Here is a 25,424-nt window from a genome sequence, read left to right as displayed (position 1 = left end):
GGTTTGCCCTGGCGGGCTTGTTGCATTCGCCAACGGCGAATGTCACTTCTTGCTCGGATCGTCCGCCGGGTTGACGTAGGTGATCGCGAACGGCCCCTCGCCATGAACCTGGACGATCGTAGCGCTTGTCGTCCAGGCGTAATGGTTCATTCCCTGTGGGGCTACGCCGAAGCCGCCGGCGGTCAGTTCGATGCCCTTGGTCTCGTCGAGCTTGTCGCCCATGCCGATATGAAAATTGCCGGAAATCACCGTCACATATTCCGAGGTGGGATGGTTGTGCGCGGCAATCCTGTAGCCGGCCGGCAGCTTCAACCGCAGCACGTAGATGCCATCCTTCGAGGGGTCCCCGGCGATGACAGCCATGTCCGCGCCGGCGGGCAGCACAGCAGGAGCAGGGCCCCATTTGATGGCGTCCGCGTTTATCGGCATGTCGTCGGCAAGCAGCGGCGCCGTCCCGACAAGCAGCAGCGCCAGAGCCGAGGCGAGCTTGAGCATGATGATCTCTCCGGTTGGTCGTGGGAGCACAGCATCAGCGCCGGCCCTGATCCATTGCGACCTACCAAGGCAGCAGCCCGAACACATCTCCCGCACGGGGGATGCGCCTTGCGTTGCCGACATGCGGCGCGACCCGCCTGGCCTGGTATCGCTGCAGCCGTCGAGGGGCGGGGAGGTTGCCGCCGACCGAGCGTGAAGCTATCCAGTGTGAACGCTAACCGTTTTCGAATGGGACAATGCCGAGATGAGCCTTGAATCCGTGCGCGCCTTCCTGGCTGCCCATGCGCCCGATGTCGAAGTGCTCGTCACCGAAGCGAGTTCCGCGACGGTGGCGCTGGCGGCTGAGGCGCATGGCGTGGAGCCGGCGCAGATCGCCAAGACCATCTGCCTGCGCGTCGGCGGTGAGACCATGCTGATCGTGGCCGGCGGCATGTCGAGGCTCGACAACCGCAAATTCAAGGACCGTTTCGGCGGCAAGCCGCGCATGCTTGACGCCGACGAGGTTGTCGCGATTACCAGCCATCCCGTCGGCGGCGTCTGCCCATTCGGCCTGCCGGCGCCGCTGCCGGTCTATTGCGACGTCTCGCTGCGCGCCTTCGATGAAGTCGTGCCCGCGGCCGGCGCCACCAACGCCGCTGTAAGGCTCAGCCCGCTGCGCATGGCACAGATTGTCGGCGCCGAATGGGTTGATGTGTGCCAAGGATGAATGTTGGTGATTTGAGAAGCAGGACCTTTGGGGGCAAGTCCTGTCTAAAAATGGTCGGAGTGGCCGGATTCGAACCGACGACCCCTTGACCCCCAGTCAAGTGCGCTACCGGGCTGCGCTACACTCCGGACCGCGCAAAGCCATATATTTTCAAGGGGTATGGTGCAAGCGCTAAAACGGCGCGCCGGGCCTGAAAGTCGCCAGCATTCGGCCTTGTCGCCGCAACGCCAAGGCGATATGGCTCGCGCAGTATCGATACGAAGGATTGCGCGTGGCAAATTCCTGTTTTTTTCTGGCGGCCGACGCCAATTATTTTCCGTATGCATGCTTGGCGGCGCGCAGAATTCTGGATGTTTCGGGAGACGCAACGCCAGGCTTCATCCTGCATGTCGGCGCACGTGATGCCGATATGCGTGTTGCTGAACGCCTGCTGAAGAACCGTCTTCGCATAATGGACGTTTCGGGGCTGTTTGCGGAGGCTGGCCATACTTTCCGGCCAAGCAATGTCGGCACTTTTGTTCGGCTTTTCGCCGACCAACTGCCTCAGTTCGCGGACTATGACCGCATCGCTCATGTCGATTGTGATGTTCTGTTCAATCGAGATATCGCCGACCTGGTGGGCCAGACACTTCATGCTCCGTTGTTGGCCGCTCACGACGATTACATGTATTTCCGCCCGGGCTATCGGAACAAACTGTCGATGCAGCCGGGGGCGCCTTATTTCAACGCCGGCATCATCGTCTTCAACATGCCGCCCGTGCGTCAACAGGGACTTTTGCACCGCGCCAGAGATGTTGCCGTTGCCGGGCAAATGAACGATCAGAACGCGCTGAACATCGTCTTCGAGGGCAAGTGGCAGACGATGCACCCGAACTGGAATTTGATGTCCAACGATACGAAGGAGTTTCGGTTCGCCCAAGCCTATGCGCGGCATTTCGCCGGCGGCAAGCCCTGGGGAAGCCAGGTCGACGTGGAGCCCGAGGCGCTTGCCGTCTGGCGCGATCTGGCAAGGGATACGCCGTGGCTTGAGCCCTTCCGGCAGCGTATTCCCTTCGAGCGGGGCGTCATGAGGCGGTTCGCCCGAAGGTTCGACGGTATCATGGGGATGTTGCCGAACAAGGACCGGTATCGGCGGCGCGCACGGTACGACGGCAGCAAGGTGCATAAGATATATGCCGAGCATGCTGACGCCGGGGCGATGGCTGTGCAGTTTCCGGAAGTACTCGGTGGTTTCGCCTGAGACCCGCAACGGAGCTCTCGCGAATGGGTCAGGCAACAGGTTGTAGCATGCCGCAAAAATCGTGTTTCTTTTTCGCCACCGACCAGAGGTATTTCCCGTATGCCAGCCTGGCGGCGCGCCGCGTGCTGAATGTGTCGGACCACCTCGACGGCTTTATTTTGCACACCGGTGTCATCTCCAACGAAGACCGAGCTATCGGAGAGCGTCTGCTCGGTGGGAAGATCCGCATCCTGGATGTCACGAAATTCATGGAAGCGACAAACTTCAACCGCGGAACGCACCCAACCCTTGCGACCTACATCAGGCTGTTTGCCGATCAATTGCCGGAGTTCGAACCATATGACCGCATCGCCTATTCCGACGCCGATGTGCTTTTCAACAGATCGATAGAAGACCTCTGCAACGTCCCGCTCAACGCTCCGCTGCTGGCCGCACACGATGAGCAGACCTATTTCGACGTAAAGTATCGACAGCATTTACCGATGCAGCCAGGCGCGCCGAAGTTCAATGCCGGCGTGCTGGTGTTCAACATGCCACTGGTCAGGCAGGAGGGGCTTCTGGAGCGTACCCGGCAGTTGGCCTCCGAGCAGGTTTACGGGATGGATCAAGGTGCATTGAACGTGGCTTTCGAGGGCAGGTGGCAGACGATGCACCCGTTCTGGAACGTGATGACCAACTACACCAGCCAGATTTCTTTCAGCCGCTGCTACGCCCGCCACTTCGCCTGGGGCAAGCCCTGGGACCGTCCGCCGATCGGTGTCGAGGTCGGCGCCATGGCGATCTATCGTGATCTGGCGAAAGGCACGCCCTGGGCCGGCCGTTTCAACAGCAACTGGCCGATCAAGAGAGGCATATTGAAAAACCTCGGCCGCAAGTTCGACGCCATCAGCGGGATTTTGCTGAACGACGAGAAGCGCAAGCGACGGGCGCGGTTCGACGCCGAAGAGGTCAGCGCCATCTTTGCCAGCCATGCGGACAATTCGATGTTGGCCGTGCAATACCCCGAACGGGTAGCTGGCATAGCCAGATAGAACTTGACGCTCCGCCGGACGCGGTTCCTCCCGCCAATCTTCCTCGATAAGTCTATTGCCTCGCTGGTTGATGCCCTCCGGCTAGCACGCTCAAGGCCGAGCCGATACTTAGCTCCAATCCAGATTGATGTTGCGGATGCCTTCCTGCGCGATCCGGCCCCGCAGCTTGCCGATCCGGTCGGCCAGGTCTGGCGAGAACCGTTCATGTGTCTCGACCAGGATTTGTCCAATCGAACGGTGAATGCTGGCGTCCAGCATGGCTTCGATGCATTCCGCTTCGGCCCCTTCTATGTCCATCTTGACGATGGCGATCGGCTCATGGAGACCTTGCAGGAACTGCACCAGGTCAACCACCTCAACTTCAAAGCTTTTCCCGTTCGTGTGTTCGTGTGTCTGGATCAGGGACGACGATTCGGTCCTGCGGAGATCGCTGACGTCCGGCCTCTGATGGAATGTGGCCGCTCGCGCTGATCCACCAACAGCCTTCGGAATGATCGTCACCCGGTCGTTGTTGCCAAACCTTTTCGTCAAAATCTGGCGAGCAACAGGGTCAGGCTCGAAAGCAATCACCCGCATCCCATAGGCTAGTACATGTCCCGTGACGTCGCCAATATTGGCGCCGAGATCGATGAACAGACTATCGGCGGGAAGCTTTTTCATAAGCTGATGGAAGTCGTATTCGGCCTGCCGCACACGCCGCGGGGGCCTGTGCCATCGGCGATACGCGTACCAGCGCAGCATGAATTCGAAATAGCTTTCCCTCAGCATAACCACGCCCGTCAGATTAGTGGCGCCCACCAACCCGGAATATTATCCAGCCCGGCAAGCACGCCAACTCAATTGGAATTTTGTCAGTCGCGTTTAGCGACGTTTTCCCACCATCACAACATAAATGCGCCGCCGGCAACCGTGCTCAATTCGACCAGGGGTTGGAGCAAGCAGATCAAAGCCTGCGAGGGCCTGCACAACCCCGGTATTGGCGTGCGCGGCTGTTCCTGTCCTTTAGGATTACTCGGCTACCTCGGTTGCGCCACCGCCCGCAACCCGCGCTGATGCCTGTATTCCAGCGCGATCGCGCCCCAGATTAGGCCGAGCAGCAGGTAGACATGGCGCCAGTGGTCGATATCGATGAATGTGCCGAGCCCGATATTGCCGATGAAAGCGACGTAGGCGCAGAGCAGATAGGGCTGCCACGGCCGGTCGCGCAAAAGAATGCGGAAGCCGGCGGCGATCGTCCACAGCGTCAGCGACAGGAACGAGACGAAGCCGAGCCAGCCATAATCCATCAGCGTCTTCAACCAGATGTCGTGCGTGTCTTCGCCGAAAATGGTGCCGAATACCAGCGGGCCGATGCCGAGCGGACGTTCGAGCGCCATCTCGAAGCCGATCGTGTAGCGGGCAAAGCGGCCAAGGCGCGCCGTGTCGTAGCTCTGTTCCAGCTGGGCGCGGCTGGAAAACATCTCGCCGACGCCGGGCAGCTGCAGGATGACGATCATGGCGACCACCAGCAGGGTGACGGCGGCAATGGTCATGATGATGACGCGCAGCCGGAACTTGCCGCTGTTGCTTTGCAGGAACAGGGCGCCGGTGAGCAGGATGGCCGAGACGGCGAACATGCCCCAGGCGCCGCGCGAGAACGAAAAGAAGATGCCGGCGGTGATGATCAGCAGCGGCACCGCCAGAAGCGGCATGCGCGCGATCGAGCCGGTCAACAGGAGATAGAGCAGATAGATGCCGGGCAGCACCAGGAATGGTCCGAACACGTTCGGATCCTGGAAGGCGCCCTGGGCGCGGTCGTATCTGGTGAAGATTTCAGCGCCCGGGAAAGCGTGGAAATAGCCGGCAATGCCGAGCAGCGAGGTCACCACCGCGGAGACGACATAGGCGATGAAGATCAGCCGGTAGAGGCCGGGCTGCACCGCCGTCACCGACGAGAAGAACACCGCGGTGAACGCGAGAAACAGCGAGACGGCGAGATAGAGCGGTGTGTTGGCGAGATCGGCCATCTGCGTCATGGCAATCATTCCGCCGATGTTCATCGTGATCAGCAGCACGAGCAGCGGCACGGCGGCGCGCGATATGCGCAGGCCAAACAGCACCCACACCCCGATCAGCCCGAGCATGAAAAGATCGTAGGGCGCCGGTTCGTCGATGACGAAGCCTGACAGGAAGACGCCGAGAAACACCGCGCCCGAGGATATCAGCGCGATCAGCTTGGCATTGACCGCAGCCTGCGGCACATCATGGGAAATCGCGCTCAATAGGCGTTTTCCGTGTTGAGCAGCCGCAGCGGCGTCATGAGCAGGATGCGCAGATCGAACAGCATCGACCAGTTCTCGATGTAGTAGAGGTCGTATTCCGTGCGCATGCGGATCTTCTCATTGGTGTCCATCTCGCCGCGCCAGCCATTGATCTGCGCCCAGCCGGTAACGCCGGGCTTGACCTTGTGGCGGGCGAAATAGCCGTCGACCACCTCATTGTAGAGAAGGTTGTGCGACTGCGCGGCAATCGCATGCGGGCGCGGACCGACCAGTGACAGCGTGCCGAACAGCGAGTTGAAGAACTGCGGCAGCTCGTCGATCGAGCTCTTGCGGATGAAGCGGCCGACGCGGGTGACGCGCGGATCGTTCTTGGTCACCGTCTGCTTGGCGGTCGGGTCGGAGCGGTCGGTATACATGGAGCGGAATTTGTAGACTTCGACGATCTCGTTGTTGAAGCCGTGCCGCTTCTGCTTGAACAGCACCGGACCCTTGCTGTCGAGCTTGATGGCGATGGCAGTCGCCAGCATCACCGGTGAAAACAGGATGATGCCGATCAGCGAGAAGACGATGTCGAAGGCGCGCTTGGCGACCGAATCCCAGTCGTTGATCGGCCTGTCGAAGATGTCGAGCATCGGCACCGAGCCGATGTAGGAATAGGCGCGCGGGCGAAACTGCAAAGCGTTCGAATGCGCCGAGAGCCGGATGTCGACCGGCAGCACCCAGAGCTTCTTCAGCAGTTGCAGCACGCGCGTTTCGGCAGTCAGCGGCAGCGACACGATCAGCATGTCGATGCGCGCGATGCGGGCGAATTCCATCAGCTCCGAAATGGTGCCGAGCTTGGGATAGCCGGCCACGATCGGCGGCGAGCGCTTGTCGCCGCGGTCATCGAAGATGCCGCAGATGCGGATGTCGTTGTCTGGCTGCTTCTCGACCGAGCGGATCAGCATCTCGGCCGCCTTGCCGCCGCCGACGATGACGGCGCGGCGTTCCATGCGGCCGTTGCGCGCCCAGCGCCGGATCAGCTTCGACATCACCAGCCTGAGGCCGAACAGCAGAAGCAGCCCGACGACAAACCAGGTGCCGAACAGCAGACGCGAATAATCCTCCGACATTTTCATGATGAAGGCCGTCAGCGCCATCAGCGCGAAGGTGCCGGCCCAGACCATCAGCACGCGACCGAGATTGGAGATCGGTCGCATCAAGGCGGAGATCTGGTAGCAATCGCTGACGTCGAGCAGCACCACGGCCACGAATGACGCCGCGGCAATGGTCAGCGGATATTGCCAGGCGAGATAGTTGAAGAAGCCGACAAAATGGAAGTAGAGCGCGAGCCCCGACAGGAACAGCAAGCCGAATTCGACGATGCGCAGTACGCCGCTGACCATGACCGGCGACATCGTATCGCGCCGGTATTGCGAGGCGACCTGGCGGGCAACACTGTTCATGCCGCCGGGCGTGGGGCTCTCGGCAGGACTGCCGAATTTGCGCACCGCATCGGCCGAAAAGCGGCGCGTGGGGTCGGTCTCGTTCATCGGGTTTCCCACAAGGTTCCGCCATGACGATAGCAGAAAGAGAGCTAAAAAAACCTTGAGAACAACTTGTGGTTTTGGACGGTCGTCTATCTGTTGAGCGCGGCGAAATAGGCCTTTTCGATTTCGGCGGCCATCACATCGGCGCCGAATCGCGCCCTGAGCCTGGCGGTGTCAGGCATGACGCGCCGGTATGCGTCGAGATCGCGCAGCGCTTCACCCATCTTGTCGCCGAGTTGGCGCGGATCGGGACGGATCAGGGCAGGGGATCCCTCCCCGAAGATTTCGGGAATGCCGCCGACGGCCGTGGCGATCATCGGCCGGCCGGCCGCCAGCGTCTCCAGCACGATATAGGGCATGGCTTCCGCGCGGGAGGGGACGACGACCAGATCGGCCAGCGAAAATGCCTCCCTGGCCGGCATCGGCGGCAAGAAGCGGACCTGTTTTCCGAGGCCCAGCCGTTTCACCTGCGCATGGTAGCGCGGCAGGTCGTCGCCATCGCCGACCATGACCGCGGTCAAGCGGCGCTCAAGCTGGGACCCGGCCAGCACCAGCGCGTCGATGAAAATGTCAGGCCCTTTGAGGTCGCGCATCATGCCGATGTAGAGCAGGTCGGCCGCGTCGGGCTGTGCGACCACCGGTTCGAACTCGGCGGCGCGCAGGCCGTTATAGACCAGCGTGTTCGGGATAGGCGGTTCGCCGACCTTCCTGCGATAGGTGCGCCGCTCATAGTCGGAGACGAACAGCAGGCAGTCGGTGAAGCGCGCCATGAAGCGCTCGAGCGCGAAGAACAGCTTCCCGGTCGTCGTCGTTTCATCATAGTGGAGGGAGCCGCCATGCGGCGAATAGAGGCGGGCTACGCGAGACCTAGATACCCGCAACAATGAGCCGAACAGACGGGCATAGGCGCCACCTTTGGCGCCGTGCCCGTGCAACACGTCCGGCCGCAATTCCTTGATGATTCGATAGGTACGCCAGGCCGAGGCGAAGTCGCCCGGCCCGACATGGCGCTGCATCGGCGTGCGATGGATGCCGAGCGCCAGGCTGTCCTTCATCTGGTCGAACAGGCGTTCCTCGTATTCGCCGCCGGTGGTCGAATCGCAGACGATGCCGACAACATGTCCGGCGGCGAGCTGGGCCTCCGTCAGGTCGCGCACATGCCGGAAGATCCCGCCGACGGGTGAGCGAAAGCAGTGGACGATCCTGAGCTGGTCCGCCACGTTGATGTCAGAACAGGCGTTCGCGAACGTAGACCGTGTCGCCCGGCAGCAGCGGATCGGAGGTAACCACCCGGCCTGTCATCACCTTGCCGTTGATGTCGCGGGTGATGTCGACGCTTTCCTGGTTGGCGCGCGGCGAGAAACCTCCGGCAATCGCGATGGCCTTCTGCACGGTGAGGCCCGGCACGTAGGAATACTGGCCGGCGGCGCCCACTTCGCCCATGACGAAGATCGGCCGGTAGCGATCGATCTCGACCGACACGTCGGGGTCGCGCAGATAGCCTTGGCGCAGTTTGTCGGCGAGCGCTTTTTCCAGCTGCTGGGCCGTGTGGCCGCGCGCCGGCACCGCGCCGACCAGCGGGAAGGACATGTAGCCGGACTGATCGACACTGTAGGTGTTGGTCAGACCGTCCTGTTCGAACACGGTGACGCGGACACGGTCGCCGGCGCCGAGCCGATAGGGCTGGTCGAGTACCTCGTGGAAGGCCGCCGGCGTCGGCCGGTAGCTGGAGCAGCCGGCGAGCATCGACACGGCCAGCAGAGCGCGAAACAGACCAGCAGCGCTTTTCATGATCGGACACACACCTTCGTCGCTATGGCCGCCAGGACACGGCGGCAAACCTTAAGGATCTGGGTTCGTTATCATCCTGTTAGGGTTAATGGCCGGTAAAGGGACGCGGCCGATTTGGCGGCAATCGACAAAAAGCCGTATAGTTTTGCTGGCTTTGTTTACCGGATGTCAGCAAACCCTAACAGCTGCTTACCGCGATCTTAACGGCTGAGTTACCATAGTTGTTTACGCTACCATCTAGCCTCATGTCCGGAGCAGGAATGCATGTCCGACCAGTCCGCGGCCGCAGATGTCGATGTCGACCTGAGACAGCTCTTCGCCAGCCTGGCGCGGAACTGGCTGCGCGTTCTTGTGATCACGCTTCTCGTCACTGGTCTCGCCTTCGCGTTCGCGTGGCTTGCCACGCCACATTATAAGGCCACGACGCAGCTGAAAATCCAGTTGAGCGAATCGGCCTATACGCGGCCTGCCGGCACCAATGAAGACGACAAACCTGTGCTCGATGCGGAAGGTGTAGCAACCGAGGTTCAGGTCATTTCCTCGTCCGACATTCTCAAGCAGGTGGCTGCCGACCTTAAGCTGGGCGACAAGCCCGAGTTCAACTATGCGCTCGGCATGTCGCCGGTCACCCGGCTCCTGGTCATTGCCGGGCTGAAGAGCGATCCGGAAGAAATTCCGCTCGAAGAGCGCGTGCTGACGAAGATGCGCGACAAGCTCAATGTTTATGGCGTGGAAAAGACCCGCGTCATCGCCGTCGAATTTTCCTCTGAAGATCCCCAGCTTGCCGCTGACATTCCGAACGCCATCGCCAAGGCCTACCTGGCCTATCAGGCGGACGCCAAGACCAAGTCGAACGCCGCCGCGACCGCCTTCCTCGGGCCGGAAATCGACGATCTGCAGAAGCAGGTCAGGGATGCAGAGGCCAAGGTCGCGGCCTTCCGTTCCGCCCAGTCGGACCTGTTGATGGGCGGCAACAATTCGGTGCTGGCGACACAGCAATTGTCCGAGCTATCGACCGAACTGTCGCGTGTGCGCGCCAGCCGCGCTTCGGCCGAGGCGACGGCCGAAAGGGTGCGCCAGGCTTTGCAGAATGGCGGTTCGCTGGACGCTGTACCCGAAGTGCTGTCTTCCGATCTGATCCAGCGGCTGCGTGAGCGTCAGATCGAGCTCAGAACCAACATCGCCGATCTTTCCACCACCTTGCTCGACAACCATCCCCGCCTGCGGGCGATGAGGTCGCAGCTTGCCGATCTCGACGGCCAGATCCGCAACGAAGCGCAAAAAATCATGCGCGGGTTGCTGACGCAGGCGCAGACCGCCCAGGCGCGCGAAAACCAGCTGATATCGGACGTCAACAAGCTGAAAGCGGCGTCGTCGCGGGCCGGCGAGGAGCAGGTCCAGCTGGATGCGCTGCAGCGCGAGGCGAACGTCCGGCGCCAGCAGCTTGAATCCTATATGGCGAGCTTCCGCGAAGTGTCCTCGCGCAAGAATTACCTGCCGGTCGATGCCAGCGTGTTTTCCGAGGCGCGCGTGCCGTCGGAACCCTATTTCCCCAAGCTCGTGCCGATCGTCGGCGCCGCCTTAGTCGGCTCGCTGCTGCTGATGTCGGTCATCACGCTGCTGCAGGAGCTGTTTTCCGGCCGCGCCATGCGTCCGGCCCCAGGGGCCCGCTTGGACCGCATCGAACAGGTTGCGATGCCGGCAATGTCGGCGCCGGTCGTCGACCCGGAAGCGGCCGCAGTCGTGGCCGAGGAGGTGGTCGATCAGCGGACGGCCATGGAGTCTGAACTGGCGCCCGAGCCGGAGCAGGAGCCGGCTCCTTCAGTGCTGGAAGGAGCAGCGGCTGCCGATCCAGAACCGCAATCCGAGCGGGTACGCTCCAGCCTTGGCGAGATCGATGTCGAGAAGGCGGCGGAAAAGCTGATCGCCAGCGGTGCTGCGCGCGCCATCTTCGTGTCGCCCGAAGGCGATGAGGCGGCTGCATCGGCAGTGCTGGTAGCGCGCGAAGTCTCCGACGCTGGCCTGCGTGTGCTGCTGCTCGATCTCACGGCGTCAGGTGCCGCCTCGCGGCCGATGCTGGACAGCGGACTTTTCCCCGGCATCACCAATCTGCTGGCTTCGGAAGCGCAGTTCAGCGACGTCATTCACGCTGACCTCTATTCCGACTGCCATGTCGTTCCCGTCGGCACCGCCGATCCGGTTCGCGCCATGCGCGCCGCCGACCGGCTGCCGATCATCATGCAGTCGCTGACCACTGCCTATGATCTGGTCATTGTCGAATGCGGACCGGCCGATGCGCAAGGCATCAGCCGACTGGTCGGCGACAGCACTGAGGTCTTCATGTCCATGCTGCAGGCGGACGATGAGGTGGCGCAGGCCGCCGTCGAGCTGATCGAAAGCGGCTATCCCGACCTCACTCTGGTGACGCCGATCGGCCACGAGACGCCGGGTAACCCCGTGCCGGGACGACGTAGCGCCGCCTGAGACATCAGACAATTCGACTTAGGCGGCGCTACTACGGATCGGCTCGTCCATCGCCCGCCGGCTCCCGAAAAACCAAGCCTGTCAGTCGGCGCCGGGATCTACCCCAACTCCAGGGTCGTCACGCCAAATATTCGTCGCGAGTCGACCTTCGGAGGCGGGCCCTTGTACATGCGCGTGGTGGTGAAGGTCGGCCTGAAACCAATTGCTGAAAGCGCCGTGGTGAAATCGAAATTTTCGGCAGGAACGTCGATATGCAGGTCGCCACCTTCGCATGCGGCAGCCAGACTGCCCATGAGCTGCATCGCCGTCTCGGTGTCGTCGGCAAACAGCGGGCCGATCTTGTAACCCGAACGGCAGGGACGAGCCACGGCGTAGCCTATGGTGCCGAGTGAACTGATCGCGGCGAACCCGCAATGCGGCGGCTGCGCCCAGCGGTGCAGGAAGGCTCGTCGAGGCGCGGGGAAACAGCGGGCGTCATAGGCGATGATGTCGGGCACGAGTTGCGTGGTTATCATGCGCACCCCTTCGCTTCGGACGGGCGGGGTCGCGATACGGCCGCTGAAGCGGATGGTTTCGTACGCCGAGCTGAATCCCGTGCGGCGATAATTCGCCAGCTGCGCGGCGACCCCGTCGAGGCCGACCGTTCGGCCGGCCAGCCTGGCCATGCCCGCATTCCAGACTGCTTTGCCATGGCCTTTGCCGCGCATGTCTGGTCGGCAGATGTAGAGACCGATGAAACCGAAGTTGCCGCCATAGGCGACAGCCGAGATGGCGGCGGTCATCTCGTTGTCGACAAAAGCGCCGATGAACCCTTCAGGATCGGTTGGCCGGAACGCGGCGGCATCATCAAGGCCAGGGTTCCAGCCTTCAGCCGCCGCCCAGTCGATGAGAACGGTCAGTTCCGGCGGAGACAATGCGCGGACGGTAGGCTTCATAGCGTTCACTCCGCGGCGACCACCCCCGGCGAGAAGGATTTCAGCACGCCGCGATAGGGCTTGGCCAGCGGACTGGCATAGGAGCCGCGCTTCGAGGTCGACAGGCCCAATGCGATCAGCGCCTCGGCCTGTTTGAGGGCGGCGCCGACGCCGTCGATGACGGGCAGGTCGAACTCTTGCTGCAACCGGTGTGCCAGGTCGGCCATGCCGGCGCAGCCGAGCACGATGGCCTCGGCGCGGTCTTCCGCTATGGCGCGGGCGATCTCGGCGCGCAGTTTCTCGACAGCGCCGGAAGCAGCGTCTTCAAGCGAGAGTACGGGAATGTCGGCGGCGCGCACGCGGGCACGCCCGGCCATGCCATAGCGCTGCACCAGCCCCTCGACAGGGACACGCGAGCGTTCGGTGGTCGTCACCACTGTGAATCGCTGGGCAATGTAGGAGGCGACACCGAGTGCGGCCTCGCAGATGCCGATGACCGGAATGGAGGCCATGGCGCGTGCCGCATCCAGGCCGGTATCGTCGAAGCAGGCGATGATGGCGGCCTGAGCCCCGGCACGTTCGCCGGCGGCGATCTCCATCAAAAGGCCGGGCACGGCCAATGCCTCGTCATAATAGCCCTCGATCGAGGCCGGGCCCATCGAGGAGGTGACCGCGATCACCTCGGTCCCGGCGCCGGCAACGGCGCGCGCCGCCGCCGCGATCGTCTCGGTCATGCTCGCCGTCGTGTTGGGGTTCACCACCAGTATCTGCACGATCAAACCCTGGCCCGCTTGCGGCCGACATAGAGGATGGCGCCCAGTGTGGCCAGGATCACCAGGAAGGAGAACACGGTGGTCACCGTGCCCAGCGCATAGAGCACCGGCGTCGTGACATTGGTGGTCATGCCGTAGATCTCGAGCGGCAGCGTGTTGAAGGTGCCCGACGTCATCAGCGTGCGGGCGAACTCGTCATAGGACAGCGTGAAGCCGAACAGGCCGACGCCGATCAGGCTCGGCGCGATCATCGGCAGCACGACATGGGCGAAGGTCTGCCAGGAGTTGGCGCCCAGGTCACGCGCTGCTTCCTCATAGGCGGGCGAGAAGCGGTTGAAGACGGCGAACATGATGAGCACGCCGAAGGGCAAGGTCCAGGTCAGGTGCGCGCCGAAGGCCGATGTGTACCAGGCCGGGCGGAAGCCGACCTGCTGGAAGACGACGCCGATGCCGAGCGAAATGATGATCGAGGGTACGACGAGGCTGGCGACCGCCAGGTAGAACAAAGCGGTGGCGCCACGAAATTTTTGCCGGAAAGCGAGCCCTGCCAGCAGCGACACGACGACGGTGACGATCATCACCATAAGGCCGAGCACGAGCGAGCGCTTGAAGCTGCCGCCGAAATCGCCGACCGCCTGGCGCTCGAACAGATTGGCGAACCAGTGCAGCGACATGCCATTGAGCGGGAAGGTGAGGCCGCCGGTCTCGCCTTGGAAAGAAAGGATCAGGATCGCCGACAGCGGGCCATAGAGGAACAGCACGAACAGAGTGAAGAAGACCGCAAGCACATAGAATTCGAGGGTGCGTTTTTCGTGGCTCACCTCAAAGCTCCTTGCGGATGTCGACGATGCGCAGGATGCCCGCGACCATCAACAGTACCAACACCAGCAACACTACGGCATTGGCGGCGGCTGCGGGATACTGCAGCAGCGACATCTGGTTCTTCATCATCAGTGCGACCGACGCGCTCTGGCCGCCCGACATCACCTGCACAGTGGAGAAATCGGCCATCACCAGCGTGACGACGAAGATGGTGCCGATCGCCATGCCGGGCTTGGCCAGCGGGATGACGACGTTCCACAAGACCTGCCAGCCGGACGCGCCGGCATCGCGCGCGGCCTCGACCAGCGAGCGGTCGATGCGCATCAACGTGTTGAAGATCGGCGTTACCATGAACAGCGTGTAGAGATGCACCATGGCCAGCACCACGGCGAATTCCGAATAGAGCAGCCATTCGATGGGTTTTGGCACCAGCCCCAATTGCACCAGCGTCGAGTTGATCAACCCGTTGCGGCCAAGCACCGGGATCCACGAGATCATGCGGATGATGTTGGAGGTCAGGAACGGCACCGTGCAGACAAGGAACAGCACCATCTGCATGGCGGTGGTGCGGATATGGAAGGCGAGGAAATAGGCGACCCAGAAGCCGATGAACAAGGTCAGAGCCCAGACGATGGCAGCGAATTTGATGGTGTTGAGATAGGTCTTCCAGGTGACCCATGATCCCAGCACGTCGGAATAGTTCGTCGTCAGGAAATCCGGATACATGGCGGCGAAGTCATAATCCCAGAAGGAGACGACGACGATCATGATGATTGGCAAGAGCAGGAACGCACCGAGGATGAGCGCCAGCGGCGCCGATTGGAGGTAGGGCGTGACGGCACTGATGGAGAAGCGGCGGTGTCTGGCGGGCTTGGCTGCTGCGATGGCGGGGCTTTCGAGCGCGACTGTCATTGGGAAAATCCTCCGTGTGATCGCGATGACTTGCGATCCTTCGCGCCCCCCTCTGTCCTGCCGGACATCTCCCCCACGAGGGGGGAGATCGAACTCTCATAACGGCCTTCGCCAAACTCCAACGTTGCTAACGAAGAGCCGGCCATGACGCTGCCAATCTCCCCCCAAGTGGGGGAGATGTCCGGCAGGACAGAGGGGGGCGCGAAGGATCGCAACATCACAGTGAACGCGTCCGCTCTACGCCGCGATGAACTCGTTCCAGCGCTTCACTATGTAGCGGTCCTCGTCCATGACCGAGTTCCAGCAGGCGACTTTGCCCATACGCTCTTCGAACGAGCCGCCGTCGCGCACGGCGCCGGCCTTTTCCATGACGGTGCCGTCCGGCGCCTTGATCTCGCCCTTGGCCGGCTTGCCTTCGATCCAGTAGCCCCATTCGTCCTCGGACATGAACTTCTTGGCCGAGACCATATTGGCGGAATAGTAGCCCTGGCGGTTGAGATAGCCGCCGACCCAGCCCGACGTATACCAGTTGATGTATTCGTAGGCCGCGTCGAGCTCGGCGCCTTTCAGATGGGCGGCAAGTCCAAGGCCGCCGCCCCATGAACGATAGCCTTCCTTGAGCGGCTGGAAGCGGCAGGCGATGCCCTTGGAGCGGACGGCGGCGACGGCCGGCGACCACATCGACTGGATGACCACCTCGCCCGATGCCATCAGGTTGACGCTCTCGTCGAACGACTTCCAGAAGGCGCGGAACTGGCCGGCCTGCTTGGCCTTGATGAGGAAGTCGATCGTCTTGTCGATCTCTTCCTTGGTCATGTTGCCCTTGTCAGCATATTCGATGCTGCCTGTGGCCTCCATGATCATGGCCGCATCCATGATGCCGATGGACGGGATGTTGAGGATCGCGGTCTTGCCCTTGAAGGCCGGGTCCATGATGTCGGCCCAGGTGGTGATGTCGCGGCCGACGAGGTCGGGCCGGATGCCTAGCGTATCGGCGTTGTAGATCGTCGGCACCATGGTGAACCACTTGGTCGGCGCCTTGGCGAAGGTCTTTGAGTCCTGCGCTTCGACATAGCCGACCGTGTGCGGCGCGGTGCCCTGGGCAATGATGCTGTCGGGCGTCAGCTTGCCGGTTTTGAACAACGGCACCAGCTCGTCGTAGTATTTCAGCTTACTGACATCCATCGGCTGCAGCACGCCGCTCGGGAACACCTTCTTGCAGATCCAGTATTCGATGTCGGCGATGTCATAGCTGTCGGGCTGGGTCACGGCGCGCTGGGCGGCCGCGTCCGAATCGGTCGCCGTCATTTCCAGCGTGATGCCGAGGTCGGCCTTGCACTTGTCGGCGATCGCGTTCAGGTTCGACACGCCGGTGCCGAACTGGCGCAGCGTGATGTTGGACTGCGCCCAGATGGTCGGGAAGCCTGTAATGGCGCCCGAGCCTGCGGCGAGGCCGACGGCGGCCGCACCTGTCTTGAGCAACGAACGTCGCGAAATTCCGGTCTTTGTTTCTACTGTTTTTGTCATTCCTATTCCCCTGTTTTGTTTTGCTTCGTTGAATTCATGAATGAAGGCGGCCGAGGACGATGGCGTCCTCGGAATCCCAGGCGAGCGGTACGGCGTCGCCAAGGGCGACGGGTTTGGCGAAGAAGTCGGAATCGTCGATGATAACGGTGAAATCGTCGATGCCGCCGCCGGTGACCGACAGCTTCACCGTGGCGCCGCGATATTCGATGTTGGAGACGATGCCGGTGAAGCCGAGGCCGGGAGAGGGTGCTTCGCCGATGCGCACATGGTCGGTGCGGATGGCGATGTCGATCGGCGTGCCCACCTCCTGGCCCGCCTCCCGGCCTTGCCCGCGGGCGGCGAGCGAGGCGCCACCATTGACGTCGAAGACGACCATGCCGTCGCGCGCGCCGGTAACCCGGCCGGAGATGACATTGTGGTCACCCATGAAGCGCGCGACGAAGGCGGTGGCCGGCCTTTCGAACACATCTCGCGGCGGCGCCGCCTGTTCGATGCGGCCGTCATTCATCACCACGATCAGGTCCGCCAAGGCCATGGCCTCTTCCTGGCTGTGGGTGACGTGGACGAAAGTGATGCCAAGCGAGGTCTGCAATTTCTTCAGCTCGGCGCGCATGCGTATCTTCAGGAACGGGTCGAGTGCCGACAGCGGCTCGTCGAGCAGCAGCGCCTCGGGATCGGTGATCAGAGCGCGGGCGAGTGCAACACGCTGCTGCTGGCCGCCGGAAAGCTGCGCCGGCCGGCGCGTCGCATAGGCCTCCATCTGCATCAGCTTGAGCATGTCGAGCGCCTTGGCACGGCGCTGCTCCTTGTCGACGCCCTTCATCTTCAGGCTGAAGGCGACATTGTCGACAAGGTCGAGATGCGGAAACAGCGCATAGGACTGGAACATCATCGCCGTGCCACGCTTTGCCGGCGGCAGGTCGGTGACGACAATGTTGCCGAGGCGGACATCGCCCGACGAAATGCTTTCGTGGCCGGCGATCATGCGCAGCGTCGAGGTCTTGCCGCAGCCGGAGGGGCCAAGCAAGCAGCAATAGGTGCCTGCCGGTATTTTCAGGCTGATGGCCTCGACGGCAGTCGTCGTTCCGTACACTTTCGAAACGGACACGATGTCGATCTCGGCGGCTTTGGACATTCAGGCTTCCCCGTTTGGTCGCATTACCCAATGCATTATGCGTGCCAATCGGCGGCAACCGGTCCAAGCGTTTGAATCGACAGAAAAATCGGGGTTCTTGCCCACTGCCTAGCCGGTAGGCTATCTTGTGCATTGCACAAATTATGGGCGATTGTGCGCGATCTGCACAAGAATCGTATGCAATCTTTTTTGGCTTCGTGTCCACTTGCCTCTCGTGCGCAGGCGACGAGTTGCGCTAGAAGAGGCTGGGAACCATCATCGCCATGAACATTGCCGATCAGATCCATTCCGCCGACAGCGCCAACCAGGATCGCGCCCAGGCGATTCGCGACAATCTGCGGGACGCCATCGTCGACCGTCGGCTGACGCCCGGCACCAAGCTGTCGGAAGGCGAGGTCGGCACGCTGTTCGACGTCTCGCGCACCGTCGCGCGCGCGGCGCTGCAGATGCTGTCCTTCGAGGGGCTGGTGCGTACCGAGCGCAACCGTGGCGCCTTCGTCGCCAACCCTTCGCCCGAGGAAGCGCGCCAGGTGTTCGCATCGCGCCGGCTGATCGAGCCGGGCATAGCCATTGCCGCCTGTGGGCGGGTCACAGCCACCGATATCGCTGCGTTCCGCGCGCAGCTCGACGAGGAAGGCCGCTTCATCGCCGAGCGCGGCCCAACCGCGCGGCGCTCCGAAATCAAGGCGTCGGGCGATTTCCATCTGCTGCTCGCCTCCGTCGCCGGCAATGCCATCCTGCAGCGCTTCATGGAGGAGCTGGTGGCGCGTTCGTCGCTGGTGATCGCCCTTTACGGACGATCCGGCGTGTCGGCCTGCGGGCACAGTGAGCACACGGAAATGGTCGGCGCGCTGGAGAGCGGCGATTGCGGGTTGGTGAGCCGGCTGATGCTGCACCATATCGACCACATCGAGGCGGATCTCGACCTGCGGGTCAGGGCCGGCCCGGCGCTCCGCGAAGCGCTGAATTTCTGAACGCTAGTTTTCGTCGTCCGTGGGAGCGGGCGCTGCCTGTCCGGCGGCCTTGCGGCGCAGCATCTTGGTCAGTTTCCAGACCGTCGGGTTGTTCTTGATGAAGGCTTTCGCCCGTGCGCCCTGCCGCAGCGCCGACGCCAGGGCGCGTCCCTTCAGCGTCAGGGGCGCCAGCACCTCGAAATGCTGGGTCTCGATATCGCACCAGAGCCGCTTGTAGGGCTCGTCGCCGACCGAGAAATCATAGACATCGAAGCCTGTTTGGCAGGCTTCCTCGATGATGTCGAAGAAAAGGAAATCGCCGGGGCTGGTGTGGCCGAGATCGTCCTCGGCGATGGCGCCGAATTCGCAGATCAGGCGTTTGCCCGAGCGGCTCGAGCCGGTGATTGCACGCAGCTTGCCGGCCACTTCGAGCCCATGCAGCACAAAGGCCGGTTTCTCCTCGGCCAGCGCGCCGGCGAAGAGGGCACGGAAGAAAGCCCGCACCTCCGGCTCGCCGAAGACATTGGCGATGCCCATCTTGGCGAAGCGGAACTCCTTCATCTCGAAGAAAGCGTCGAGCAGCCGGTTCACGTCTTCGGGTGTCTGCGCCTCGATGCGGCGATGAACGCCGACCGCCTCGAATTTTCGTGTCTGCGAACGGTGCTTCTTGCGCTTGCGCTTGCCGCCCACACGCGACAGCAGCGCATCGAAACCACCGTCGAGATTGACGGCGAGCGACAGGTTTGGGCTCGGAAAGTTGGAGAACGCCACCAGCGGATTGGCAACGCCATCGAGGTCGGGCAGAAGCCTTTCCAAGGCAACGAGATCGATGTCGGGACGCGCCTTGCCGATCGCCGTCACCAGCCTGCGGATCCCCCCAGCATCTGCCTTTGCCAGCCATGCCGGATCGGCGGCGGCGAAATTGCCGTTGGCATGGCGCCCGCCCATGAAGCGGGCGACGCGGAATGGACCAGTTCGCGTGATTTCCAGTGCCAGTGCAAAGACCGGCCTGTCCTCGATTGTCAGCGTGGCAATGACGGCATCGGGATTAGCCTGCGCCGTCCAGGCACGAACCCAGTCCGCGCTTTGCGCCGGCGCAAACAGCGCCGAACGGCAGAATTCGCCGTAAGAGGCGAGCGCGGCAGCATCTGCGATCGACACCGACAGACTGGTCTGGTCGGCAGCCGGCGTGCGCGCAGACGCCTTGCTTGCGGCGAGCCGATTGCCGTCAAATGACGCGGTGGCGTCAACCATACCTCAATCCTTAAGGCGTATTCGTCGCGATCAGGAGTTCGCGTCGGCGCGTTCCGTGCTTGGATCGAGCCTAGGCGCAAAAGGTGAATGAATGATCGACGGTGGTGAGGCAGTTCGGAAACTGGCGCTTAATATCGCCCGCTTTACCGGCCTTGCACCGCTGGCCAAGCCGTTTGTCGGCGGCATTGGCGCCATCCTCATGTTGCATCGGGTCACCGCCACGCCGGAGAAGCCGGACGGCGTTAACCGCCACCTCAACATCGCCCCGCGATTCCTCGACGCTCTCGTCGCCGACATGAAGTCGAGGGGCTATGCCTTCGTCACCCTCGACGAGGCGATCGAGCGCATCAAGGCCGGCGGCAAGGACGGCCAGTTCGCCACCATCACCGCCGACGACGCCTATCGCGACAACATGACCGAAGCGCTGCCAGTGCTCGAAAAGCACGACGCGCCGATCACCATCTATGTCGCGCCGGGTCTGATCGACGGCAGCGCCGATTTATGGTGGGACGTGGTCGAGGATATCGTCAACGCGCGGGAGCGTTTGACGCTGGCGACGCCGAAGGGGCCGGTGACCATAGACTGCTCGACCCACGGCAAGAAACTCCACGCCAATGCGCGTCTGCATGCCTATCTGACGCTCGAGGTGCGCGAGGAGGATCAGCGCGCCGTGCTGCGCGATCTGGCGCACTCGAACGGCATCGACCTCGATGGTTTGCGCCCAAGCACGCTGATGACCTGGGACGACATCCGCGCCGTGGCCGGGCACAGGCTGGTGACGATCGGCGCGCATACGGTCAACCACCGCAATCTGAAGCGGCTCGACGAAGGCGATGCGCGCCATGAGATCGTCGACGTCAGGCGCCAACTGCAGGCGCAGCTCGGCGAAGACCCCCGTCATCTCGCTTACCCCTATGGTTACGCCAGCGCTGTCGGCTGCCGCGAAGTGGGCTTTGCCCGCGACGCCGGCTACGCCTCGGCGGTGACCACGCGCCACGGCGTGCTGCACGCCGAGCATGCCGGCTTCCTGCACGCGCTGCCGCGCATTTCGATCAACGGCCGCTACCAGAGCGTCGCCCATATCCGCACCATGTTGTCGGGCGTGACGACCCCGCTGGCCAATGCCGGCAAAATGGTCGTCACCATCTAACCTGGGTCGGGCGCTTCAGCCTTTCGGCGGCGGCTCCAGGATCAGCCATTTGATGATGCCCATCGCAGGCAGCACCCAGAACAGGCCGCTGAACAGGAAGAACAGGAAATGCACCAGCGGGCTGGATTGCGACAGCTGCGCGACCGCTATGATCGACGCGACCAGCGCATAGATGATGACCAGCGCCACCAGTAGGAAGGTTCCGATCAGCTTTTTCAGGCGGATGGGCATGAGCGTTCTCGTTGATCGCCTCCGCTTAGGCCCAACCCGGGGCGCGTGCAACCCGTGACTTGCGGCGCGACGGCGTGCCGCGCCGTCCGGTCTTGTCAGCCGGGTTGCGATGGTTCACCAATCCGCCACGTCAACCTGCCGGGACCAACCCATGGCCGCAATATCAGCCGCCGCGCCTTACATTGACCGCGATCGCGACTTGAAGAATCGGGCGCTGGTGCGCGGCTGGCTCTATGTCGTGCTTCTGGTGCTGTTTGCGCTGGTGCTGGTCGGCGGCGCCACCAGGCTCACCAATTCCGGCCTGTCGATCACCGAGTGGAAGCCGATCCACGGCGTGATACCGCCGCTCAACGACGCCGAGTGGCAGGAGGAATTCCAGCTCTATCAGAAGATTCCGCAATATGCCGAGCTCAACAAGGGCATGAGCCTCGATGCCTTCAAGTCGATCTTCTGGTGGGAGTGGGCGCACCGTATCCTGGCGCGCAGTGTCGGCCTGGTCTTCGGCCTGCCGTTGCTGGTCTTGTGGGCGACGCGCCGCATCGAGCGCGGCCTTGGGCCAAAGCTGGTCGGTATTCTGCTGCTTGGTGGCCTGCAAGGCGCCATCGGCTGGTGGATGGTGGCCTCCGGCCTGGTCGACCGCGTCTCCGTCAGCCAGTACCGGCTGGCCACGCATTTGACGCTTGCCGCCCTGATCTTCACTGCCACCATGGTGGTCGCGCGCGGGCTGGCGCCGCATTCGGAGCCTGCCGCCGACCGGCCGACACAAAGGCTGGCCGGCTTCATCGTGCTGCTGGTGCTGGTCCAGATCTATCTCGGCGGCCTGGTCGCAGGGCTCGACGCCGGCCTGAGCTACAACACCTGGCCGCTGATGGACGGCAAGGTGATCCCGTCAGATTTGCTTCTGCTCGAGCCGGCCTGGCGCAACTTGTTCGAGAACCCGAAGACGGTGCAGTTCGTCCACCGACTGGGCGCCTACACGGTCTTTGCCGTCGGGCTCTGGCACATGATCGCGACACGCCGGCGTTTACCAGGCACGACACACGCACGCCGCGCGACGCTGCTGTTTCTGCTGGTGCTGGTCCAGGCCTCGATCGGCATCGGCACGCTGCTGATGCAGGTGCCGCTGCACATGGCGCTGACCCATCAGGCCTTCGCGCTTGTCCTGCTGGGATTTGCCGCCGCCCACTGGCGCGGCAACAAGGGCGCCTATCCACTGCCAACGCGGCCGCCCATGAACGCAGGTACATCGTCTACGGTGTCTTGGCCGTCGCAATAATCTATTTCGCGAACGAACTGCCTCGCTACGTCTAACGCGCGAGGCTGCGCCGGTCAGAAGCTGAGCCGCACCTTTCGGATCACTCCCGCAACCGACAGCTCGCGGTTCTCGTCGACCGCATTCTCGTCCTCATGATGCCATGCGGCCGACAGCCAGCCATAGGCGATGGCATGGTCGAGAATGGCAGCCGGCGTCTGGCCGAGTGTCCTGGCGAAGATCTCGGCCATATGCGCGATGCGCTCGGGATCGAGGCAGAGGTCGTCGCGCCCCAGTGGGTTGTAGAACAGATTGGCGGCGTCGAAGCCGGGATCGCCGAGCACGCCCTTCGGGTCGATCGCCAGCCAGCCGCGCGCACCGTGCAAAATGTTGTCGTGATGCAGGTCGCCATGCAGCGGCTTGACCGCATGCGGGGCATCGAGCAGGCGGTCCGCGATTTCGGCGGCCTCGATATAGAGGCTGTGCTCTCCGGCGTCGCGATCGGCTCCGGCCTTTTTGAACAGGCTGGCAAACCGTGTCCGCAGCGGCTGCAGGTCCGGCGGGTCAGGGTGTCTTGTGGGCGAGAACAGTCTCCCCATCAACTCGGCCGCGATTGCGGTCGCGGGGTTGTCGCCTTCTTTGGCCAGAACGTCGGAAAGCAGGGTGTCGCCGGCATATTCGAGCAGCATGCGGTGGCCGTCCCGGCCAAGCAGCCGCACCGCGCCTTCGCCGCGCCGCCATGCGAGATAGTGCTCGCCGCGCAACTCGTCCTCGACATCGTCGAATGGTTTGAGCGCCTTGACGATGGCCGGCGAGCCGTCCTCACGCCGCACCTTCCAGATGCGGCTCGAAAACGTCTCCGCAATGAGCTCGGGCGCGCTGATCTTCCAGCGCTTTGGAAATGCAGGCGCGTCCATTCAGAGCGTGATGCCGAAAAGTGTTAAGCGGTTTTCGGGCAACATGCTCTCTCCAACTGAATTAAAGGCCGAGCATCAGATCCATGTTCTGAACGGCAGCACCCGAGGCGCCCTTTCCGAGATTGTCATAGACCGCAATCAGCAGCGCCTGCGCCCTGTCGTCATTGGCAAAGACATAGACCTTCATCCGATTGGTGCCGTTATAGACCTCGGGATTGATCTCGGGCAGGCGCTCCACGTGCTCGTAAGGCGCTACCTCGATCACGCTGCCCTTGATGGCGGCGAAATGGTCGGCGATCGCGGCATGCAGTTCAGCACCCGTCGGCACATGGTCAAGCCCGCCGAGCTGCAGCGGCACCACCGTGATCATGCCTTGGGCGAAATTGCCGACCGCCGGCTGCATGATCGGATCGTGCGACAGCTTCGCATAGGTGCGCAGCTCCGGCACATGCTTGTGCTGCAGGGTCAGCCCATAGACCTGGAATTCAGAGGCATCCTCGCCCTTGGCGACATAGTCCTCGATCATCGGCCGGCCGCCCCCCGAATAGCCCGAAATGCCATTGACGGTGATCGGGAAATCCGCCGGCAGCAGGCCGGCGGCGACCAGCGGCCGCAGTGTCGCGATCGGTCCTTGCGGCCAGCAGCCGGGATTGGCGACGCGTTTCGCATTGGCGATGATCCTGGCCTGATCCTTGTCCAGCTCGGCAAAACCGTATTCCCAGCCCTCGGCGACGCGATGCGCCGTGGAGGCGTCGATCACCTTGGTGGTGTCGTTGGCAATCAGCGACACGCTTTCCTTGGCAGCCGCATCCGGCAGGCACAGGATGGCGACATCGGCTGCATTGAGGAACTCGGCGCGCGCCGCCGTTTCCTTGCGGCGCTCGGCCGGGATCGAGATGATCTCGAGGTCGCCGCGCTCGGCCAGCAGCGCCCGGATCTGCAGGCCGGTGGTGCCGTGTTCGCCATCGATGAAGATTTTCGGTTTCATGTGCCCGTCAATTCCCTGCTAATTCAGGCCTATATGCCCTGGCCATGGTTTGCCGCGCCATGGTTGCCGCTGTTCAGCTCTTCCGCCCGCGCTTTTCGCTCGGCCACCAGGCCGAGATAGTGCATGGCCACCATCGAGCCGGCGATCGCCGTTATATCGGCGTGATCATAGGCCGGCGCAACCTCGACGACGTCGGCGCCGACAATATCGACCTGGCCGAGCTGGCGCAGCGTCGACAGGATTTTCGCCGAGGACGGTCCGCCGGCAACCGGCGTGCCGGTGCCGGGCGCAAAGGCCGGGTCGAGGCAGTCGATGTCGAAGGTGAGATAGGTCTTCCTGCCGCCGGTGCGGTCGACGATCGCATAGGCGATGTCGGAAGCCCGCATCTCCTCGATCTCGTGACCGTAAAGGATCTTGATGCCGAACGTATCGGGGGCATGCGTGCGGATGCCGATCTGGATCGAGCGGTCGGGGTCGATGATGCCTTCATTGACGGCGCGGCCGACGAACGAACCATGGTCGATGCGCTTGCCATCGTCAGGCCAGGTGTCCTGGTGCGCATCGAACTGCACCAGCGCCAGCGGCCCGTGGATGGCGGCATGTGCCTTGAGCAGCGGCCAGGTGACGAAATGATCGCCGCCGAGCGACAACAGGAAGGCACCCGATTTCAGGATCTTCGCCGCCTCGCGCTCGATCGTGCCTGGTGTCTTCTGGTGATTGCCCGAATCGAGCAGGCAATCGCCATAGTCGATGACGGCGAGATGCTCGAACAGGTCGCGCGAGAACGGATATTGCGGGTCGTTGTCGAGGATCGCCGAGGCGCGGCGGATCGCCTGCGGCCCAAAGCGCGCGCCCGGCCGGTTGGTGACGGCGGCATCGAACGGAATGCCCCACACGACGGCGTCCGCGCCCTTTGCATCCTTGGTGTATTTGCGCCGCATGAACGACAGCGCGCCGGCATAGGTCGGCTCGAAGGAAGGCCCCGTCTTGGAGCGGGCGGTGAAGGCGTTATCGATGGTCTGGTTCGCCATTACGGGTCCTTCTTTGTTCATCGGGCTG

The 25,424-nt window shown here is 62.8% G+C and carries 24 protein-coding genes and 1 tRNA gene; 7 read left to right on the top strand and 18 right to left on the bottom strand.

Annotation, left to right across the window (positions count from 1 at the left end; all coding sequences use genetic code 11):
- Window positions 1-42 precede the first annotated feature (42 nt).
- Entirely contained in the window at window positions 43-495 is a 453-nt protein-coding gene (locus NKJ88_RS19660; RefSeq protein ID WP_023715404.1) for a cupin domain-containing protein, read from the bottom strand.
- 244 nt (window positions 496-739) lie between these two features.
- On the opposite strand from NKJ88_RS19660, the gene NKJ88_RS19655 reads away from it, so the two are divergent.
- The gene (locus NKJ88_RS19655; RefSeq protein ID WP_023823260.1) at window positions 740-1,201 is read left to right on the top strand and encodes a YbaK/EbsC family protein; all 462 of its coding nucleotides are present in this window, start codon (window positions 740-742) and stop codon (window positions 1,199-1,201) included.
- 51 nt (window positions 1,202-1,252) lie between these two features.
- Here the strand turns inward: NKJ88_RS19655 and NKJ88_RS19650 are convergent.
- A tRNA-Pro gene (locus tag NKJ88_RS19650) sits at window positions 1,253-1,329 on the bottom strand.
- 143 nt (window positions 1,330-1,472) lie between these two features.
- Between NKJ88_RS19650 and NKJ88_RS19645 the strand changes: the two genes are divergently transcribed.
- Both NKJ88_RS19645 and NKJ88_RS19640 read left to right on the top strand, forming a co-directional pair.
- Entirely contained in the window at window positions 1,473-2,441 is a 969-nt protein-coding gene (locus NKJ88_RS19645) for a glycosyltransferase family 8 protein (protein WP_023682335.1), read from the top strand.
- A gap of 23 nt (window positions 2,442-2,464) precedes the next feature.
- Window positions 2,465-3,472: a glycosyltransferase family 8 protein gene (locus tag NKJ88_RS19640; protein ID WP_084629681.1), complete on the top strand. Its 1,008-nt coding sequence runs from the start codon at window positions 2,465-2,467 to the stop codon at window positions 3,470-3,472.
- Between the two features lie 108 nt (window positions 3,473-3,580).
- On the opposite strand, the gene NKJ88_RS19635 is transcribed toward NKJ88_RS19640, so the two are convergent.
- From NKJ88_RS19635 to NKJ88_RS19615, 5 genes are all read right to left on the bottom strand, one after another.
- Window positions 3,581-4,270, bottom strand: a complete 690-nt coding sequence (locus tag NKJ88_RS19635) for an FkbM family methyltransferase (RefSeq protein WP_245260854.1) — start codon at window positions 4,268-4,270, stop codon at window positions 3,581-3,583.
- A 218-nt stretch (window positions 4,271-4,488) separates the two neighbouring features.
- The gene (locus NKJ88_RS19630) at window positions 4,489-5,733 is read right to left on the bottom strand and encodes an O-antigen ligase family protein (RefSeq protein WP_352445107.1); all 1,245 of its coding nucleotides are present in this window, start codon (window positions 5,731-5,733) and stop codon (window positions 4,489-4,491) included.
- The gene (locus tag NKJ88_RS19625; protein ID WP_023708658.1) at window positions 5,730-7,265 is read right to left on the bottom strand and encodes an undecaprenyl-phosphate glucose phosphotransferase; all 1,536 of its coding nucleotides are present in this window, start codon (window positions 7,263-7,265) and stop codon (window positions 5,730-5,732) included. Before NKJ88_RS19625 ends, NKJ88_RS19630 begins: the two co-directional genes overlap by 4 nt.
- Before the next feature lie 86 nt (window positions 7,266-7,351).
- Window positions 7,352-8,482: a glycosyltransferase gene (locus NKJ88_RS19620; protein WP_352445105.1), complete on the bottom strand. Its 1,131-nt coding sequence runs from the start codon at window positions 8,480-8,482 to the stop codon at window positions 7,352-7,354.
- 7 nt (window positions 8,483-8,489) lie between these two features.
- On the bottom strand, window positions 8,490-9,053 hold the full coding sequence (locus NKJ88_RS19615) for a polysaccharide biosynthesis/export family protein (RefSeq protein ID WP_023669390.1): 564 nt from the start codon (window positions 9,051-9,053) through the stop codon (window positions 8,490-8,492).
- A gap of 264 nt (window positions 9,054-9,317) precedes the next feature.
- Here NKJ88_RS19615 and NKJ88_RS19610 point away from each other — a divergent pair, with 264 nt between their 5' ends.
- A complete protein-coding gene (locus NKJ88_RS19610) occupies window positions 9,318-11,537 on the top strand; it encodes a GumC family protein (protein WP_352445103.1) in 2,220 nt (739 codons plus the stop codon).
- A gap of 98 nt (window positions 11,538-11,635) precedes the next feature.
- On the opposite strand, the gene NKJ88_RS19605 is transcribed toward NKJ88_RS19610, so the two are convergent.
- The 6 genes from NKJ88_RS19605 to NKJ88_RS19580 all read right to left on the bottom strand — a co-directional run bounded on the left by NKJ88_RS19605 (window position 11,636) and on the right by NKJ88_RS19580 (window position 17,620).
- On the bottom strand, window positions 11,636-12,472 hold the full coding sequence (locus NKJ88_RS19605; protein WP_023700527.1) for a GNAT family N-acetyltransferase: 837 nt from the start codon (window positions 12,470-12,472) through the stop codon (window positions 11,636-11,638).
- A gap of 5 nt (window positions 12,473-12,477) precedes the next feature.
- Window positions 12,478-13,224, bottom strand: a complete 747-nt coding sequence (locus NKJ88_RS19600; protein WP_352445101.1) for an aspartate/glutamate racemase family protein — start codon at window positions 13,222-13,224, stop codon at window positions 12,478-12,480.
- Window positions 13,225-13,226: 2 nt separating this feature from the next.
- Window positions 13,227-14,045 (bottom strand): ABC transporter permease, encoded by an 819-nt coding sequence (locus tag NKJ88_RS19595; protein ID WP_023682326.1) that lies wholly within the window; start codon window positions 14,043-14,045, stop codon window positions 13,227-13,229.
- Window position 14,046: 1 nt separating this feature from the next.
- The gene (locus NKJ88_RS19590) at window positions 14,047-14,958 is read right to left on the bottom strand and encodes an ABC transporter permease (protein WP_023700525.1); all 912 of its coding nucleotides are present in this window, start codon (window positions 14,956-14,958) and stop codon (window positions 14,047-14,049) included.
- A gap of 237 nt (window positions 14,959-15,195) precedes the next feature.
- Entirely contained in the window at window positions 15,196-16,485 is a 1,290-nt protein-coding gene (locus NKJ88_RS19585) for an ABC transporter substrate-binding protein (protein WP_352445098.1), read from the bottom strand.
- A gap of 34 nt (window positions 16,486-16,519) precedes the next feature.
- Window positions 16,520-17,620: an ABC transporter ATP-binding protein gene (locus NKJ88_RS19580; protein WP_023689478.1), complete on the bottom strand. Its 1,101-nt coding sequence runs from the start codon at window positions 17,618-17,620 to the stop codon at window positions 16,520-16,522.
- A 263-nt stretch (window positions 17,621-17,883) separates the two neighbouring features.
- Here NKJ88_RS19580 and NKJ88_RS19575 point away from each other — a divergent pair, with 263 nt between their 5' ends.
- Window positions 17,884-18,594 (top strand): GntR family transcriptional regulator, encoded by a 711-nt coding sequence (locus NKJ88_RS19575; RefSeq protein WP_023669398.1) that lies wholly within the window; start codon window positions 17,884-17,886, stop codon window positions 18,592-18,594.
- A gap of 3 nt (window positions 18,595-18,597) precedes the next feature.
- On the opposite strand, the gene NKJ88_RS19570 is transcribed toward NKJ88_RS19575, so the two are convergent.
- Window positions 18,598-19,827 carry a GNAT family N-acetyltransferase gene (locus NKJ88_RS19570; RefSeq protein ID WP_023669399.1) on the bottom strand — a complete coding sequence of 410 codons (1,230 nt, stop codon included), beginning with the start codon at window positions 19,825-19,827 and terminating at the stop codon, window positions 18,598-18,600.
- A gap of 91 nt (window positions 19,828-19,918) precedes the next feature.
- Here NKJ88_RS19570 and NKJ88_RS19565 point away from each other — a divergent pair, with 91 nt between their 5' ends.
- Window positions 19,919-20,977: a polysaccharide deacetylase family protein gene (locus tag NKJ88_RS19565; protein ID WP_352445096.1), complete on the top strand. Its 1,059-nt coding sequence runs from the start codon at window positions 19,919-19,921 to the stop codon at window positions 20,975-20,977.
- A gap of 15 nt (window positions 20,978-20,992) precedes the next feature.
- Here the strand turns inward: NKJ88_RS19565 and NKJ88_RS19560 are convergent, their stop codons facing one another.
- A complete protein-coding gene (locus tag NKJ88_RS19560; RefSeq protein ID WP_023669401.1) occupies window positions 20,993-21,208 on the bottom strand; it encodes a DUF2842 domain-containing protein in 216 nt (71 codons plus the stop codon).
- A 151-nt stretch (window positions 21,209-21,359) separates the two neighbouring features.
- Between NKJ88_RS19560 and NKJ88_RS19555 the strand changes: the two genes are divergently transcribed.
- Window positions 21,360-22,484 carry a COX15/CtaA family protein gene (locus NKJ88_RS19555; protein WP_023823249.1) on the top strand — a complete coding sequence of 375 codons (1,125 nt, stop codon included), beginning with the start codon at window positions 21,360-21,362 and terminating at the stop codon, window positions 22,482-22,484.
- A 53-nt stretch (window positions 22,485-22,537) separates the two neighbouring features.
- On the opposite strand, the gene NKJ88_RS19550 is transcribed toward NKJ88_RS19555, so the two are convergent.
- The 3 genes from NKJ88_RS19550 to speB form a co-directional block, all read right to left on the bottom strand.
- A complete protein-coding gene (locus tag NKJ88_RS19550) occupies window positions 22,538-23,377 on the bottom strand; it encodes an aminoglycoside phosphotransferase family protein (protein WP_352445093.1) in 840 nt (279 codons plus the stop codon).
- 61 nt (window positions 23,378-23,438) lie between these two features.
- A complete protein-coding gene (gene argC, locus NKJ88_RS19545) occupies window positions 23,439-24,365 on the bottom strand; it encodes an N-acetyl-gamma-glutamyl-phosphate reductase (RefSeq protein ID WP_023823247.1) in 927 nt (308 codons plus the stop codon).
- Window positions 24,366-24,394: 29 nt separating this feature from the next.
- A complete protein-coding gene (gene speB, locus NKJ88_RS19540) occupies window positions 24,395-25,396 on the bottom strand; it encodes an agmatinase (RefSeq protein ID WP_023669405.1) in 1,002 nt (333 codons plus the stop codon).
- Window positions 25,397-25,424: the final 28 nt, after the last annotated feature.

This window comes from Mesorhizobium sp. M0016, assembly GCF_040324035.1.
Classification (GTDB): domain Bacteria; phylum Pseudomonadota; class Alphaproteobacteria; order Rhizobiales; family Rhizobiaceae; genus Mesorhizobium.
This window is presented reverse-complemented; position numbering and strand designations above follow the sequence as displayed.